The sequence below is a fragment of the Streptomyces sp. NPDC055966 genome (assembly GCF_042269865.1).
Classification (GTDB): Bacteria; Actinomycetota; Actinomycetes; order Streptomycetales; family Streptomycetaceae; genus Streptomyces.
The window spans coordinates 1-15,182 of record NZ_JBHJYK010000003.1; the positions used below are offsets into that span (position 1 = coordinate 1).

Genomic DNA, 15,182 nt, shown 5'->3' on the forward strand with positions numbered 1-15,182 from the left:
GCGTTGATTTTTGGCACGCTGTTGAGTTCTCAAGGAACGGTCGCTTCCTTTGTACTCACCCTCTCGGGCTTTCCTCCGGGCTTCCCTTCGGTGTTTCCGACTCTATCAGATCTTTTCTCGATCCGATTTCCTCGGTGCTTTCCAGGTTCCCGCTCCGCTTTCGCTTCGCGTTTCCCTTTCCGGCGGTTCCGACTTTATCAGAAGTTCTTGGCCGGTCTGACCGGCCGCTCATTTCTGAGTAATCGGGAGGTGCTTCTTCGAGAAGTCGTTCTCGACTTTTCTCAGGAAGCTTGTAGATTCTAACGCTCGCCACCGAGCTTGTCCAGCTCTAGGCAACTGTTTGAATCTACCTCCCCACGCCACCCGTGTCAACGGGTTTGCGGGGCGAAGAGGAGACTAGCAGCTCACAGACGTGGATCGCACATCAGGCAGCGGTGGGGACGCCGGCGCTGCGGTCCGTCGCTTCGAGATCGCCCGTCTCGCCGGCGCGTACGGCTCGGCCGCCCAGGACGTAGACGTACGTCAGAAATGCGAGCTCGACCGCGATACCGATGCCGATGCGGGCCCAGGTGGGCAGGCCGGAGGGGGTGACGAAGCCTTCGATGGCGCCGGAGACGAAGAGGACCAGGGCCAGACCGATCGCCATGCCGACCGCGGCCCGTCCCTCCTCGGCGAGAGCGGTACGGCGGGTGCGGGGACCCGGGTCTATGAGGGTCCAGCCCAGGCGCAGGCCCGTACCGGCGGCGACGAAGACGGCGGTCAGTTCGAGCAGGCCGTGCGGGAGGACCAGCCCCAGGAAGGTGTCGAGGCGGCCGGCGGAGGACATCAGGCCGAACCCGACGCCCAGATTGAGCATGTTCTCGAAGAGGATCCACAGGACGGGCAGCCCCAGGAACACCCCCAGGACCAGGCACATCGCGGCCGCCTGGGCGTTGTTCGTCCACACCTGGGCGGCGAAGGCGGCCGCGGGGTGGCTGGAGTAGTACGTCTCGTACTCGCCGCCGGGGCGGGTCAGCTCGCGCAGCTGGCCCGGGGCCGCGATGGACGACTGCACGTCCGGGTGGGTGCCGATCCACCAGCCGAGCAGGATCGCGATGACCGTGGACACAAGTGCTGTGGGTACCCACCAATGGCGCGCGCGATAGACGGCTGCCGGGAAGCCCTGGCCCAGGAAGCGCGTGACGTCACGCCATGACGCGCGGCGGGTGCCGGTGACGGCGCTACGCGCGCGTGCCACCAGCTGGCTGAGCCGTCCCGTCAGTTGCGGGTCCGGAGCGCTGGACTGGATGAGGGAGAGGTGAGTGGCGGTGCGCTGGTAGAGCGCGACGAGTTCGTCGGCTTCGGCGCCGTTGAGACGGCGCCGGCGGCGGAGCAGGGCGTCGAGGCGGTCCCATTCGGCGCGGTGCGCGGAGACGAAGACGTCCAGGTCCATGGGGTCTGCCTGCTCCTCGGCTGGTCGTCGACAGCTCGTCCGCTCGTCGTGGATGCTCGCATCTACTGTCAGCTTGTCGCACTGGGGCGCGATGCGCCCACAGCTTGGCAGACTTGCGGTTCCGGGGGCAGATCGGGGAAGGGCGGCGGGCGTGAGTGAGCTGGTGACCGGCGAGGCGGTGGCGCTCGAACTGCTGCCGGCGAGGCTGCCGAGCAGGGCGCTGGCCGTGTTGTTCGACCTGGTGGTGGCCGTGACCGCGTACGTCGTGGTCACGGTGGCGCTGGTGATGTCGACGGCCTCGATGGACGAGGCTGCGCAGGTGGCCCTGTCGATCGCGACGTTTCTGCTGGTGCTGGTCGGCGGTCCGATCGCGGTGGAGACGCTCAGTCATGGGCGGTCGCTCGGGAAGCTGGCCTTCGGGCTTCGGGTGGTGCGGGACGACGGCGGACCGATCCGGTTCCGGCATGCGCTGGTGCGCGGCGCGATCGGTGTGGTCGAGATCCTGCTGACGTTCGGTGTGGTGGCCTGCATCGCCTCGCTGGTGTCCGCGCGGGGCCGGCGGCTCGGGGACGTGTTCGCGGGCACGCTCGTCGTCCGTGAGCGAATACCCGCCGGTTCGTCCGGGTTCGTGCCGCCTCCGCCGCCGTGGCTCGTGGGGCGGTTCGCCGAGCTGGACCTGTCTGCCGTGCCGGACGGGCTGTGGCTGGCCGTGCGGCAGTACCTGACGCGGATGACGCAGCTCGATCCGCAGGTCTCCGTGGGGATGGCGCAGCGGCTGGCGGCCGATCTCGCGGCGCGTACGGGTGCTTCGGTGTCGCCGGATCTGCCGGCCGCCGCCTTTCTCGCGGCCGTGGTGCACGAGCGGCAGTCCCGTGAAGTCCGGCAGGCGTTCGGTGCCGGCGGTTTCGCCCCGGCCGCGGGGCGGACCGGCACGCCGACGGCACCCGCCGCTCCTCAGCCGCCGCCCGCTCCTGTCGCGGGCCCTCCGTGGAACGTCGTTCCGCCGGCCGGACCGCAGGACCGGGATCCGCTGCGGCCGCAGACGCCCGTCACGCCGTCGGCCGCGCATGCCGCACGGCCGGTGGAGGAGCCGTCGGCCGACCGCCCGTCCACCGGATTCGCACCGCCGGCCTGAGGCGGGGTCCGAGGAGTACTCGGCGGTCGGGTTCCGCCGCGTTCAGTCGAAGGACGACGGCGGTGTCTCAAGCTCCTCCAGCTCGATGCCGGGCGCGGCCAGAACGACGTCGCCGGCGATGTGGACGCTGTGCCGTTCGCCGGTGTCCAGGGCTGTGACCTGGTATTCGTCCACGGTCAGGGGGCCGTTGTCAGTGGCGTGTGCTTCGCTGTTCACCAAGGCCCAGGACTGGTCCACGGTGCGGGGGGCGAGGACGGGATCCGTGAAGGCGACCAGGCGTACGCGGGTCGCGGCGGACGAGGGGGTGAGGCGCAGCAGACGGGCAGTGGCGACGAGGAACGCGGGGGACGTGCCGGTGAAGGCGTGGGCGCGCACATTGCCTTCGGTGGCATGGGTTCCGGTGGGGTCGGTGCGGACCCAGGTGACGCCGTCGAGGGCGGCGCCTCGCACCTGCCAGCCTCCCGCGTGCAGTTCGAGGCGGATGGGGCGGCCGAGGTCGTCCAGGGCGAGGTCGACCGAGCCGTGCTGGTCACCGGCGGGGCCGGTCAGCCGGGAGACGTAGCGCCAGCCGGACGGGCCGGGGGCGCATTGGAAGTGCTCTTCTGCGAGGGGGGTGTGATCATGCGGATCGTGGAGCGAATAACGGCCGCGCGGCATGGGGGTCCTGGGGCTTGACGGGCTGACGGCCCGGGCCGGTTCAGCCGGTCCGGACTGGCTCCGGGGCCGGCTGACGGTTCCGGGAAAGGGGCAGGCCCCCGGCACGGGGGTGCGGGGGCCTGCCTCGGGAGACCTGCTGTCGTGGAGCGCGGCGGTGCACCGGCGTGCTCCCCGGCGAGCGGGGCTACGGAACCCGGGGGCTCAGTAGCGGTAGTGGTCCGGCTTGAACGGGCCGTCGACCTCGACACCGATGTACGCGGCCTGCTCCGGACGCAGCGTGGTCAGCTTCACGCCGAGGGAGGCCAGGTGGAGGCGGGCGACCTTCTCGTCCAGGTGCTTGGGCAGCGTGTACACACCGACCGGGTACTCGTCCGGCTTGGTGAACAGCTCGATCTGGGCCAGGGTCTGGTCCGCGAAGGAGTTGGACATCACGAACGACGGGTGACCGGTGGCGTTGCCCAGGTTGAGCAGGCGGCCCTCGGACAGCACGATGATCTTCTTGCCGTCCGGGAAGGTCCAGGTGTGGACCTGCGGCTTGACCTCGTCCTTCACGATGCCCGGGATCTTCGCCAGACCGGCCATGTCGATCTCGTTGTCGAAGTGACCGATGTTGCCGACGATCGCCTGGTGCTTCATCTTGGCCATGTCCGCGGCCATGATGATGTCCTTGTTGCCCGTCGTGGTGACGAAGATGTCGGCCTTGTCGATGACCTCGTCGAGGGTCGTCACCTGGTAGCCGTCCATCGCCGCCTGGAGCGCGCAGATCGGGTCGATCTCGGTGACGATCACGCGGGCGCCCTGTCCGCGCAGCGACTCCGCGCAACCCTTGCCCACGTCGCCGTAGCCGCACACGACCGCGGTCTTGCCGCCGATCAGGACGTCGGTTGCACGGTTGATGCCGTCGATCAGGGAGTGGCGGCAGCCGTACTTGTTGTCGAACTTCGACTTGGTCACGGCGTCGTTGACGTTGATCGCCGGGAACAGGAGGACGCCGTCGCGCTGCATCTCGTACAGGCGGTGGACGCCCGTCGTGGTCTCCTCCGTCACGCCGCGGATCTCGGAGGCCAGCTGGGTCCACTTCTGCGAGCCGTCCGTGATGGTGCGGTGCAGGAGGTCGAGGATGACGCGGTGCTCGTCGGACTCGGCGGTGTCCAGGCCGGGGACCTTGCCGTCCTTCTCGTACTCGACGCCCTTGTGGACGAGGAGGGTGGCGTCACCGCCGTCGTCCAGGATCATGTTCGGGCCGCCGGTGGGGCTGTCCGGCCAGGTCAGCGCCTGCTCCGTGCACCACCAGTACTCCTCCAGGGTCTCGCCCTTCCAGGCGAAGACCGGGACGCCCTGCGGGTTGTCGGGCGTGCCGTTCGGGCCGACGGCGATGGCGGCGGCCGCGTGGTCCTGGGTGGAGAAGATGTTGCAGGAGGCCCAGCGGACCCGCGCGCCCAGGGCGACGAGGGTCTCGATGAGCACGGCGGTCTGGACGGTCATGTGCAGGGAGCCGGTGACGCGGGCGCCGGCCAGGGGCTGCGCCTCGGCGTACTCCTTGCGGATCGCCATCAGGCCGGGCATCTCGTGCTCGGCGAGGGTGATCTCCTTGCGGCCGAACTCGGCCAGCGAGAGATCGGCGACCTTGAAGTCCTGTCGGTTGTCGACAGTCGTCATTACGAGCTGCTCCTCGGAGTCGGGATCGAGGTGGATACGGCTGATCTGCGCGGCGGCGGACACACGGGTGCCCGCGAAGAGCACACAGGCATGCCCCCGTACGCGCAGCGCAGTCCGTCGGAGGCCCTCTCTCCCTCGGCCGGTCCGCGAGGACCGCCCGACCGCCATCAGCAGCGACGTCTGGCTCCGTCCCAAGCTACACCGGAGGGCCGGGTCGCCCCCAGTCCGCCGCCGCAAGGTTCGAGCCACTGGGAGGGCGGTTTCGAGCGGCACTGCGGGGGCAGGAAGCGTGCCGGCAGGGGTGCGAATCCCCAGGGACGGGAGCCCGCAGACCGGGATGAACAGGAACTTTCGCCTCTGAGGTCCGAGGGGAGGGTGCGGCAGGATGCAGGGGGCCGGGAATCCCGGTCCGCGCTCGCGGGGTGTCCGGGACGGCACCGCGCGCGACGAAGGTGTGAGGAGTATCGACGTGACCAGTCCGGCCGGACCGCCCTCCACGGGTGGCCGTGATGACGAACGGCGGCGGGTGAAGCTGCTGGCGGTGACCGCCTGCCCGACCGGCATCGCGCACACGTACATGGCGGCGGAGAAGCTCGCGCAGGCCGCGGCGAGCCGTGGCATCGAGATGAAGGTGGAGACCCAGGGATCGATCGGGGCCGAAAACGTCCTCGATGACAACGATGTCAGACACGCGGACGGCATCATCGTCGCCGCGGACAAGGACGTCGACCTGAGCCGGTTCGCGGGCAAGCGCGTGCTGACGGTCGGGGTCGCCGAGGGCATCCACCATCCCGAGCAGCTGATCGAGCGGGTGCGGTCGGCGCCGGTGCACGCGCCGGGCGGGGCCGGGAGCGCTGCGGGGACCTCGGGTGGCGGGGGCGGCGGCCGGGAGCGGGGGCCGGTGTACAAGGCGCTGATGAACGGCGTGTCGTACATGATCCCGTTCGTGGTCGTCGGCGGTCTGCTGATCGCGGTGTCGCTGGCGCTCGGCGGCCATGCGACGGCGAAGGGGTACGTGATCCCGGACGGCACCTTCTGGGCGCACGTCAATGCGATCGGCGGGATCGGGTTCCAGCTGATGATCCCGATCCTGTCCGGCTACATCGCGTACGCGATCGCCGACCGGCCCGCGCTGGTGCCGGGCATGATCGGGGGCTGGATCGCGAACACGGGGGCGCTGTACGACTCGAAGGCCGGCGCGGGGTTCATCGGCGCGATCGTGACGGGGTTCCTCGCCGGGTACCTGGTGCTGTGGATCAAGAAGGTCCGGGTGCCGAAGTTCGTACAGCCGATCATGCCGATCATCGTGATCCCGATCGTGGCGACGACCGCGCTCGGGCTGTTCTTCATCTATGTCATCGGCAGGCCGATCTCCTGGGTGTTCGAGCACCTGACGAGCTGGCTCGGCGGGATGACGGGGACCAGCGCGATCCTGCTCGGCGCGATTCTGGGTCTGATGATCGCGTTCGACATGGGCGGGCCGGTCAACAAGACGGCGTTCCTCTTCGGTGCCGGGCTCATCGCGAGCGGCAACCAGACGGTGATGGGCATGTGCGCGGCCGCGATTCCGGTGATGCCGCTGGGGCAGGGGCTGGCCACGCTGATCCGGCGCGGGCTGTACACCGAGCAGGAGCGGGAGACCGGTCTCGCGGCGCTGTTCATGGGCTGCTTCGGTATCTCGGAGGGCGCGATTCCGTTCGCGGCCGCGCGGCCCGCGCAGGTGATTCCGGCCAACATGCTCGGTGGCGCGGTGGCCGGTGCGGTCGCGGGGCTGGCCGGGGTGAAGGACGCGGTGCCGCACGGGGGGCCGATCGTGGCGGTGCTCGGTGCCGTGAGCGGGGTGCCGATGTTCTTCGTCGCAGTGGTGATCGGTGCGGTGGTGACCGCGCTGGTGACCGTGACGTTGGTTGATGTGAGTGGGCGGCGAGGGCGTGTGGGGGCTGTTCCCACGGTTTCGGGCAGGGCTTCGGGTTCGGATTCGTCGTCGGCTTCGGGTGCGGAATCGGGCGCGGACTCGGACTTGGGTTCGGGCGCGGACACTGGCGCGGGCTCGGGTTCGTCGGGTGTGGGGGGAGATTCGGCGGCGCAGGTGGCCGTGCCTGACCAGGCGGTGGCGGCGGCGGAGGCCGGGCCCGCGGGCTCGGGGGGTTCGGTGCTTGTTACCGCCGGTCCGGGTACGGAGGCCGAGGTGTTGTCCGGCTATCTCAGCGGGCGCACCGTGCGCGTCGCGCTCGCCGCCGGGGACAAGGAGGCCGCGATACGGGAGATGGCCGAGCTGCTGGGCCGTAGTGGGCGGGTCTCCGATGTGGACGAGTTGGTGGCGACCGCGCTGCGGCGGGAGGAGCAGGGCACGACCGGGCTGGGCGAGGAGATCGCCATCCCGCATGCGAAGACCGATGCGGTGAGTGCGCCGGTCGTCGGGTTCGCGCGGTCCGCCGAGGGGGTCGAGTGGGGTTCGCTGGACGGTACGAAGGCCCGGCTGGTGTTCATGATCGCCGTACCGGAGGCGGCCGCCGGTGACGAACATCTGCGGATCCTCGCGCTGTTGTCCCGCAAGCTGATGGACCCCGGCTTCCGGGAGCGGCTGCTGGCGGCGCCGGACGAGCGGGCGGTACTCGACGTGCTCACCGAGGTCGGATGAGCCGACGGGGACGAACGGGCTGACGGGTGCGGGCCCCGGTGATCGATGCCCGGGCCCGAGTTCCCCGTCCCGTATGCGCCGCCGTACGCGGCGCTGTACGCGCCGTCCCGTCCGTCTCTTCTCCTGCGGACCGGCACCTCCGCACAGTCCGTTCACAGCGTGCCGCTATTCTCCGCGCCTCGGATGGGGCTCTTGGGGAGGACGGGACATGGCGGGGAGAACGCGAGGGCGGGGGCTGGGGATCTCGGCGCTGGTGCTGGGGGTGCTGGGCCTGGTGTTGGCGGTCGGTGCCGTCGCCTGGCTGCGGGCCGCGTACGGGGTCTCCACCCTGGCGGGCGACAGCATGCGGCCGACGTACGCGCGCGGGACCGGGATCGTCTGGGAGCGTGTCGACGGGGGTGAGGTGCGGCGCGGCGACGTCGTGGTGTTCACTCCGCCGACGTCGTACGGGATCGGCGCGCCCCTGGTGAAGCGGGTCATCGGCGTGGGCGGGGACCGGGTGCGGTGCTGCACGGCGGTGGGTTCGCGGGAGGGGGTGAGCGTGAACGGGAAGCCGGTCGAGGAGCCGTACGTGTACGGCGGTGACGCCGACGGTGTGGACAGGGCGTACGACGTGACGGTCCCTCAGGGGCGGCTGTTCCTCCTGGGCGACTACCGCGCCGACTCCCAGGACTCGCGTTTCCATCTCGACGAGCAGAGCGGGACGGTGTCCGAGAGCGCGGTGCTGGGCCGGGTGACGGACGACCGTACCGTCCCGGCCCTCGGCGTCACGGCTGGGCTCCTCGGCGGTGTGCTGGTGCTCGTCGGCGTCGGGCTCGGGATCGGTTTTCTCGTCGTACGGCGGCGGGAGGCGGCGCCGGTGCCGGCGATGTCCTGGCCCGCGCCGTCGATGGGCGGCTGACGGCTGGTCAGTGGCCGGCCGCGTGCGGGTTCGGGCCGCCGGGGGTGGCCTCCGGGTCGGGGCCCTTGGCGGCCTCGGACTCGCTGTAGATGTCCGGTTCGAGGTAGATGACGCGGGCGATCGGGACGGCGGCGCGGATGCGGGCCTCGGCGGCGTTGATGGCGTTCGCGACCTCGGTGGCCGTGTCGTCGTGCTGGACGGCGATCTTGGCGGCGACCAGCAGCTCCTCGGGGCCGAGGTGCAGCGTGCGCATGTGGATGACGCCGGTGACGGTGTCGCCGTCGACGGTCGCCTCCTCGATCTGCTTGATCACGTCCGGGCCGGCGGCCTCGCCCAGCAGCAGCGACTTGGTCTCGGCGGCGAGGACCAGGGCGATGCAGACGAGCAGGACGCCGATGCACACGGTGCCGATGCCGTCCCAGACGCCGTCGCCGGTGAGGACGGACAGGCCGACGCCGAGCAGGGCGAGGACCAGACCGATGAGGGCGCCGAAGTCCTCCAGCAGGACGACGGGCAGCTCGGGCGCCTTGGCGCGGCGGATGAACTGGGCCCAGGACAGCGCGCCGCGCAGCTCGTTGGACTCCTTTATGGCCGTGCGGAAGGAGAAGCCCTCGGCGATGACCGCGAAGAGCAGGACGCCCACCGGCCAGTACCAGTTCTCCAGTTCGTGCGGGTGGCTGATCTTCTCGAAGCCCTCGTAGACGGCGAACATGCCACCGATCGAGAACAGCACGATCGAGACCAGGAAGGCGTAGATGAAGCGCTCGCGGCCGTAACCGAACGGGTGTTGCGCGGTGGCCTCGCGCTGTGCGCGCTTGCCGCCGAGCAGCAGCAGGAACTGGTTGCCGGAGTCGGCGAGCGAGTGGACGCCCTCGGCGAGCATCGAGGAGGAGCCGCTGAACGCGAACGCCACGAACTTCGATGCCGCGATCGCGAGATTGGCGCCGAGTGCCGCCACGATCGCCTTCGTACCGCCTGACGCGCTCATGTGTCCGCGTTGTCCCTTCGCCTCTGTCGCCCTCTGCGGCCTGTGCGGCCTGTGCCGCCTGTGCCGCCGTCGGACGTCGCTGTCGTCCGGGCGGCCCGGCTTTGCCCGGCCTTTGCCGGTGGGCCATTGTTGCAGCCCGGCCGGGGCTCGCCGCGTCAGGTATCCACAACCCCGGTCATACGATCACAGTGGCGCGGAAGACGGTTCCCGCGCCGGAGACGGCCGCCTTCTCGCCCGCCGGGACGAAGACCGACTGGCCGGGGCCCAGCTCGTGTTCGCCCGCGCGGACCGAACCGGCGGTGCACAGCAGGATCTGCGGGGTGTCGAGGGTGAGGTCGTGGGCGGTGGTGCCCTCGGCGAACACGTAGCGGGACAGGCGGAACTCGTCGATCGGCGTCTCGTAGACCTCCTCGCCGGCCGCGGAGGCCTCGGGGCGCAGCACGCCCGGGTCGCTCGCCTCGAAGCGGACGACGCGCAGCAGTTCGGGGACGTCGACGTGCTTGGGGGTCAGGCCGCAGCGCAGGACGTTGTCGGAGTTGGCCATGATCTCGACGCCGAGGCCGTTGAGGTAGGCGTGCGGGATGCCGGCGCCGAGGAAGAGGGCCTCGCCGGGCTGGAGCCGGACGTGGTTGAGCAGCATCGCGGCGATGACGCCGGGGTCGCCCGGGTAGTGGTGGGCGATGTCGGCGTAGGGGGTGTAGGCGCCGCCGAGGCGGGTGCAGGCGGCACTGGCCTCGGCGACCGTGTGCGCCATCTCCTCGGGGGCGGCGCTGAGGATCGCGGTGAGGACCTCGCGCAGGGCCGCGTCCTCGGGGCGCGCGTGCAGCAGGTCGACGTACGGCTTGAGGGAGTCGACGTCGAGGCCGGCGAGCAGGTCGGCGGCCTGGACGGGGTCGCGGAAGCCGCACAGGCCGTCGAACTCTGTGAGCGCGCAGATCAGTTCGGGCTTGTGGTTGGCGTCCTTGTAGTTGCGGTGCGGGGCGTCGGCCGGGATGCCGCGGCGCTCCTCGTCCGCGTAGCCCTCCTTCGCCTGGGCCAGGTCGGGGTGCACCTGGAGGGAGAGGGGCGCGCCGGCGGCGAGGATCTTGAGCAGGAAGGGCAGGCGCGGGCCGAACTTGGCCACGGCCGCCTTGCCCAGCTCGGCCTCCGGGTTCGCGTCGATGACCTCGACGAGGCTCCCGCGCGCGGTGCGCGAGGGGGCACCGGGGTGGGCGCCCATCCACATCTCCGCCTGCGGTTCACCGGTCGGCTCGACGCCGATCAGGTGCGGGATGGCGGTGGGGGAACCCCAGGCGTAGGGGCGGATGGTGTTGTCGAGGCGGTCCATGTGTCCGTGTCTTCTCTGTCTGTCGTTCGTACGCGGCTCGGTCCGTACGCCGCTCGGTCGGCATCGGCCGGTGTCACTCGGTCGGCGTCGGCCGGTGAGGGCGCGGGCGCGGCGGGGCCGGCCCGGAGCCCACATCAGGCCCCGGAAGCGAGCGCCAGGTAAACGGCGGCGAAATCCGTGACGGCGATCAGGTCCGCGAGGGTCTCCAGTTCGCCGCCCTCCTCCGGTTCGAGTTCGCTGATCGGCGTGTCGTGGCTGAGGGCCAGGTCGCGGGCGGCGGGCGCGGCGGTGAGGCCGCTGAGCGGGCGGTCGCGGAGCAGCACCACGCGCGCGTGCATCGCGGGCGCCTCCTCCACCCGGTCGCGGAAGAAGTCGTCGGGGTCGGCGCTGGCGGCCAGCGGGCCGGCCAGCAGGGCGCTGTGCGCGGCGAGCGCCTCGGGGAGTTCGGCGACGAGCGCGGGGCGGCCGGCGAGTTCGGCGAGGGCGGCGGCGAAGCGGTGCCCGGCGGGACCCGCCGAGGTGCCTTCCGTCCACACCACCGGGAGCGCGTCGGCGAGTTCGGCGGCGAGGGTCTTCGCCGGGTTGCTGTACGTCGCGATGGCGGGGCCGCAGCGCTCGGCTACGTGGTCCAGCCGGTCCGCGACCCTCTCCAGCTCCTCGGGCGGGGCGCTGAGCAGGCCGATGCGGTCCAGGAGGGCCAGCAGCGGGGTGAGCAGCGCCCAGAAGACGCCCGGGGAGGACGCGGCGAGCGGTTCGTCCTGGTCGTACGGCGCTGTCGCCATCGGTACGAACAGGCCGTGCGCGCCGGCGACGGACTCGGCGAGCGGCGTGCCGGCCGGGGCCACGGCGACGACCGAGCAGCCGCGGCGGTAGGCCTGGTCGGTGAGGAGGGCGAGGCTGGGTTCGGTGCCGTCTGGGGTGGCGATCAGAAGCAGGTCGACGGAGCCGGCCCAGCCCGGGAGCTCCCAGCGCAGGGCGCCGGCGGCCGGGGCGACGCCGGTCGGGGCCAGCCGGACCACGGGGCTGCCGACGCCGGCCAGCGCGCCGATGAGGTCGGCGGTGTGGGTGGCGGCGGTGCCGGGGCCGGCGATCAGTACGGCGCGTGGGCGGCCGTCGGGCTTGAGGTCGCCGATCCCGGCCTCGGCGGCGTGCCGGGCGGCGGTGCGGACGCGGGCGCCGGCCTCGGCGGCACCGCGCAGCAGGCCCCGGCGGTCGGCCTCGGCGAGGCCCTCCGGGGTGTCGAGCAGCGATTCGTCCAGCATGGGCGGCAGCCTCCGATCGCCGGGGTCCTGTGCGGAGCCCTCCAGGGGGTGGCGCCGGTACGCGGTGCGGCGGGCGCCTGGGCTACGAGGTGAAGCGCCTCGTCACTCGGGGCGGCGGGCCTCGTCCACGAGAAGGACCGGGATGCCGTCGCGGACGGGGTAGGCGAGGCCGCAGTCCTGGCTCGTGCAGACCAGCTCGGTGTCCTGCTCCTCCAGGGGGGCATGGCACGCGGGGCAGGCGAGGATCTCCAGGAGGCCGGCTTCGAGCGGCATGGGATGTCCCTTCGGGGCGAGGATTCTTTGGCCGCTGGTCAGCGTACCGCTGCCGGGCAGGTTGGGCCGGGGCACAGGGGCGGGACGGGGACGGGGACGAAGCGGATACGGGCGGGAACGGCGGCGTCGGCCGGGAAGCCGTCGCGTCGCCCCGGCCCGGCCGCCCGACCGCTCTGGCCCCGCCGCCCCGTTCGCCCGGCGGGCCCGGACCCTCAGGCCTCAGGCCCGGATGATCGCCAGGGCCTCGTCCCTGATCTTCGCCATCGTCGCCTCGTCCTTCGCCTCCGCGTTCAGGCGGAGGAGGGGCTCCGTGTTGGAGGGGCGGACGTTGAACCACCAGTCGGCCGCGGCGACCGTGAGGCCGTCGAGGTCGTCCAGGGTGACGTCGGCGCGGTCCCCGTACGCGGCGCGGATGGCGGCGAGGCGGCCGGCCTGGTCGGCGACGGTGGAGTTGATCTCGCCGGAGCCGGCGTAGCGGTCGTACTGGGCGACGAGGGAGGAGAGGGGGCCGTCCTGGCCGCCGAGGGCCGCGAGGACGTGCAGGGCGGCCAGCATGCCCGTGTCGGCGTTCCAGAAGTCCTTGAAGTAGTAGTGGGCGGAGTGCTCGCCGCCGAAGATCGCGCCGGACTCGGCCATCTCCGCCTTGATGAAGGAGTGGCCGACGCGGGTGCGCACCGGGGTGCCGCCGTTCTCCCGCACGACCTCCGGGACCGTGCGGGAGGTGATCAGGTTGTGGATGATCGTGCCCGTGCCGCCGTTGCGGGCCAGCTCGCGGGCGGCGACCAGGGCGGTGATCGCGGACGGGGAGACCGGGTCGCCGTGCTGGTCCACGACGAAGCAGCGGTCGGCGTCGCCGTCGAAGGCGATACCGAGGTCGGCGCCCTCCTCGGGAACCCGCTTCTGCAGGTCCACGAGGTTGGCCGGGTCGAGCGGGTTGGCCTCGTGGTTCGGGAAGGTGCCGTCCAGTTCGAAGTACATCGGGACGAGGGTCAGGGGCAGGCCCTCGAAGACGGAGGGGACCGTGTGGCCGCCCATGCCGTTGCCCGCGTCGACCACGACCTTCAGGGGGCGGATGGAGGTCAGGTCGACCAGCGAGCGCAGGTACGCCGCGTAGTCGTCCAACGTCTCGCGCCCGGACAGGGTTCCCGGCTCGGCCACCGGCTCCGGGGCGCCCGACTCCAGCCAGCCCTCGACCAGTTCGCGGATCTGCGCGAGGCCGGTGTCCTGGCCGACCGGGGCGGCGCCCGCGCGGCACAGCTTGATGCCGTTGTACTGGGCCGGGTTGTGGGAGGCCGTGAACATGGCGCCGGGCAGGTTCAGCGCGCCCGAGGCGTAGTACAGCTGGTCCGTGGAGCACAGGCCGATCTCGGTGACGTCCACGCCGCGGTCCGCCGCGCCCTGCGCGAAGGCGCGGGACAGGCCCGGGGAGGAGGGGCGCATGTCGTGGCCGACGACGATCGCCGTGGCGCCCGTCACCTGCGCGAAGGCGGCGCCGAAGAGCCGGGCGAGCGATTCGTCCCACTGGTCCGGGACCACTCCCCGCACGTCGTACGCCTTCACGATCTGCGACAGATCAGCAGCCACGGCCAACCCTCCTGAAAGTTCTATGGGTGAGCACAAACTACCCGTCGGGGGTAAGGGGGAGGTGTGCGGACACCATGTGGAGGCTGAGCCTCCGGGGTGGCGGAGGCTGCTCAGTTGTCCGGGGAGCGCAGGACCCGGAGGTGACCGCGGCGGGCGACCTCCATGGGGTCGGCCGTGCGGGCTCCGCCGCCGCCCGCCTCGGCCGCGCGCTGCTGGGGGCGGGCCGCCTCGCGCACGGCGTTGGCGAGCGCTTCGAGGTCGTCGCCGCTGGGGCGCGCGGGGGCCGAGCCGTCCAGGAGGCGTACGACTTCCCAGCCGCGCGGGGCGGTGAGGCGCTCGGAGTGCTCGGCGCACAGGTCGTAGCAGTGGGGTTCGGCGTAGGTGGCGAGCGGGCCGAGGACCGCGGTGGAGTCGGCGTAGACGTACGTCAGCGTCGCCACGGCGGGTCGGCCGCAGGCGGTGCGCGAACAGCGACGTACAGGGCTCACGACGTTGGACGGTACCGCACTCTTGAGCGGGCCGCGACGACTCTCCACCAGGTCACTCCACCGTGTCGGGCTGTGAAACGCCCCACACACCCTTTCGTGGAGGCCCTGTTGACCTGCGTGGACGAGTCCCCGGCGCGTCGCGGGCGGTATTCGATCCGGTCATGAGTCGGCACAAACACCGTCAATTGCCTTGAGCTCGGCGGTCTTGGAGGGTTAAGGAAACGAGCCAGACGTTGGCCTGAATGGTCATCCTGTGACATCGGGTGGGCTACGGCCGCGGGACGCGGGGGCCGGCCGGTCGTCCCGGGGAGGTCGAGGCCGTCGTGTGGAGCAGGGCGGGGGACGCGGGCGGGGACTACGCTTCACCGGTGATGGACAACCGTGTACCGCCCCGTGCCAGCGGCCCCGGGCCCCGTCGCCGTGATCGTCACGGGCGGGGCATGCGGGGACCGATCGCACCGCCGCAGGTGCCGCTCTCGGCCAGCCGTGCCGAGGTGTTCGCGGACCTGGTGCGGGACTCCGTGGAGCGGCTCGAACGGCGGTGGCCGCAGCTCGCCGACATCGACTTCCTCGTGCTGGAGGTGCCCCGGCTGGACGCGCGGGGCGATCAGGTGTGGAGCGACGAGGCCGTGCCGCTCGGCGGGGTCGTGCCCGCGCGGGACGGGCAGCAGGCGCGGGTCGTCGTGTACCGGCGGCCGGTGGAGATCCGGACCAAGGGACGCGACGAGCGGGCCGCGCTGGTGCACGAGGTGGTCGTGGAGCAGGTGGCCGAGCTGCTGGGGCTGACCCCGGAGACCGTGGATCCCCGGTACGGGGAGGACTAGGGGGGCCGGGG

The 15,182-nt window shown here is 71.7% G+C and carries 13 protein-coding genes; 4 read left to right on the top strand and 9 right to left on the bottom strand.

What is annotated here, in order from left to right; all coding sequences use genetic code 11:
* Window positions 1-424: 424 nt before the first annotated feature.
* Window positions 425-1,432 (bottom strand): stage II sporulation protein M, encoded by a 1,008-nt coding sequence (locus ACFC8N_RS06890; RefSeq protein WP_376287138.1) that lies wholly within the window; start codon window positions 1,430-1,432, stop codon window positions 425-427.
* Between the two features lie 151 nt (window positions 1,433-1,583).
* On the opposite strand from ACFC8N_RS06890, the gene ACFC8N_RS06895 reads away from it, so the two are divergent.
* Window positions 1,584-2,567, top strand: coding sequence for an RDD family protein (locus tag ACFC8N_RS06895; protein WP_376287141.1), 984 nt, complete (start codon window positions 1,584-1,586; stop codon window positions 2,565-2,567).
* A gap of 42 nt (window positions 2,568-2,609) precedes the next feature.
* Here the strand turns inward: ACFC8N_RS06895 and ACFC8N_RS06900 are convergent, their stop codons facing one another.
* Both ACFC8N_RS06900 and ahcY read right to left on the bottom strand, forming a co-directional pair.
* Window positions 2,610-3,224, bottom strand: a complete 615-nt coding sequence (locus tag ACFC8N_RS06900; RefSeq protein ID WP_362823269.1) for a hypothetical protein — start codon at window positions 3,222-3,224, stop codon at window positions 2,610-2,612.
* A gap of 201 nt (window positions 3,225-3,425) precedes the next feature.
* Window positions 3,426-4,883 (bottom strand): adenosylhomocysteinase, encoded by a 1,458-nt coding sequence (gene ahcY, locus ACFC8N_RS06905; RefSeq protein WP_362823268.1) that lies wholly within the window; start codon window positions 4,881-4,883, stop codon window positions 3,426-3,428.
* A 469-nt stretch (window positions 4,884-5,352) separates the two neighbouring features.
* Here ahcY and ACFC8N_RS06910 point away from each other — a divergent pair, with 469 nt between their 5' ends.
* Together ACFC8N_RS06910 and lepB are read left to right on the top strand one after the other, a co-directional pair.
* The gene (locus ACFC8N_RS06910) at window positions 5,353-7,524 is read left to right on the top strand and encodes a fructose-specific PTS transporter subunit EIIC (protein WP_376287144.1); all 2,172 of its coding nucleotides are present in this window, start codon (window positions 5,353-5,355) and stop codon (window positions 7,522-7,524) included.
* A 208-nt stretch (window positions 7,525-7,732) separates the two neighbouring features.
* Window positions 7,733-8,425 (top strand): signal peptidase I, encoded by a 693-nt coding sequence (gene lepB / locus ACFC8N_RS06915; RefSeq protein ID WP_376287146.1) that lies wholly within the window; start codon window positions 7,733-7,735, stop codon window positions 8,423-8,425.
* 7 nt (window positions 8,426-8,432) lie between these two features.
* Here the strand turns inward: lepB and ACFC8N_RS06920 are convergent, their stop codons facing one another.
* The 6 genes from ACFC8N_RS06920 to ACFC8N_RS06945 form a co-directional block, all read right to left on the bottom strand.
* Window positions 8,433-9,413 carry a cation diffusion facilitator family transporter gene (locus ACFC8N_RS06920; protein WP_356035465.1) on the bottom strand — a complete coding sequence of 327 codons (981 nt, stop codon included), beginning with the start codon at window positions 9,411-9,413 and terminating at the stop codon, window positions 8,433-8,435.
* A 175-nt stretch (window positions 9,414-9,588) separates the two neighbouring features.
* Complete coding sequence (gene manA, locus ACFC8N_RS06925; protein WP_376287150.1) at window positions 9,589-10,740, bottom strand: mannose-6-phosphate isomerase, class I; 1,152 nt, start codon at window positions 10,738-10,740, stop codon at window positions 9,589-9,591.
* Window positions 10,741-10,874: 134 nt separating this feature from the next.
* Window positions 10,875-12,002, bottom strand: coding sequence for an SIS domain-containing protein (locus ACFC8N_RS06930; RefSeq protein WP_376287153.1), 1,128 nt, complete (start codon window positions 12,000-12,002; stop codon window positions 10,875-10,877).
* Window positions 12,003-12,104: 102 nt separating this feature from the next.
* Window positions 12,105-12,275: a Trm112 family protein gene (locus ACFC8N_RS06935; protein WP_376287156.1), complete on the bottom strand. Its 171-nt coding sequence runs from the start codon at window positions 12,273-12,275 to the stop codon at window positions 12,105-12,107.
* A 219-nt stretch (window positions 12,276-12,494) separates the two neighbouring features.
* On the bottom strand, window positions 12,495-13,859 hold the full coding sequence (locus tag ACFC8N_RS06940) for a phosphomannomutase/phosphoglucomutase (protein ID WP_362823262.1): 1,365 nt from the start codon (window positions 13,857-13,859) through the stop codon (window positions 12,495-12,497).
* Window positions 13,860-13,969: 110 nt separating this feature from the next.
* The gene (locus tag ACFC8N_RS06945; protein ID WP_356035479.1) at window positions 13,970-14,395 is read right to left on the bottom strand and encodes a DUF3499 domain-containing protein; all 426 of its coding nucleotides are present in this window, start codon (window positions 14,393-14,395) and stop codon (window positions 13,970-13,972) included.
* 323 nt (window positions 14,396-14,718) lie between these two features.
* Between ACFC8N_RS06945 and ACFC8N_RS06950 the strand changes: the two genes are divergently transcribed.
* Entirely contained in the window at window positions 14,719-15,171 is a 453-nt protein-coding gene (locus tag ACFC8N_RS06950) for a metallopeptidase family protein (protein ID WP_356035542.1), read from the top strand.
* The last annotated feature ends 11 nt before the right edge of the window (window positions 15,172-15,182 follow it).

Coding starts and splice junctions, on each gene's coding strand:
- ahcY (WP_362823268.1), bottom strand. CDS start 4,883: ATGACGACTGTCGACAACCGACAGGACTTCAAGGTCGCCGATCTCTCG.
- ACFC8N_RS06920 (WP_356035465.1), bottom strand. CDS start 9,413: ATGAGCGCGTCAGGCGGTACGAAGGCGATCGTGGCGGCACTCGGCGCC.
- lepB (WP_376287146.1), top strand. CDS start 7,733: ATGGCGGGGAGAACGCGAGGGCGGGGGCTGGGGATCTCGGCGCTGGTG.
- ACFC8N_RS06935 (WP_376287156.1), bottom strand. CDS start 12,275: ATGCCGCTCGAAGCCGGCCTCCTGGAGATCCTCGCCTGCCCCGCGTGC.
- ACFC8N_RS06900 (WP_362823269.1), bottom strand. CDS start 3,224: ATGCCGCGCGGCCGTTATTCGCTCCACGATCCGCATGATCACACCCCC.
- ACFC8N_RS06950 (WP_356035542.1), top strand. CDS start 14,719: ATGGACAACCGTGTACCGCCCCGTGCCAGCGGCCCCGGGCCCCGTCGC.
- ACFC8N_RS06930 (WP_376287153.1), bottom strand. CDS start 12,002: ATGCTGGACGAATCGCTGCTCGACACCCCGGAGGGCCTCGCCGAGGCC.
- manA (WP_376287150.1), bottom strand. CDS start 10,740: ATGGACCGCCTCGACAACACCATCCGCCCCTACGCCTGGGGTTCCCCC.
- ACFC8N_RS06890 (WP_376287138.1), bottom strand. CDS start 1,432: ATGGACCTGGACGTCTTCGTCTCCGCGCACCGCGCCGAATGGGACCGC.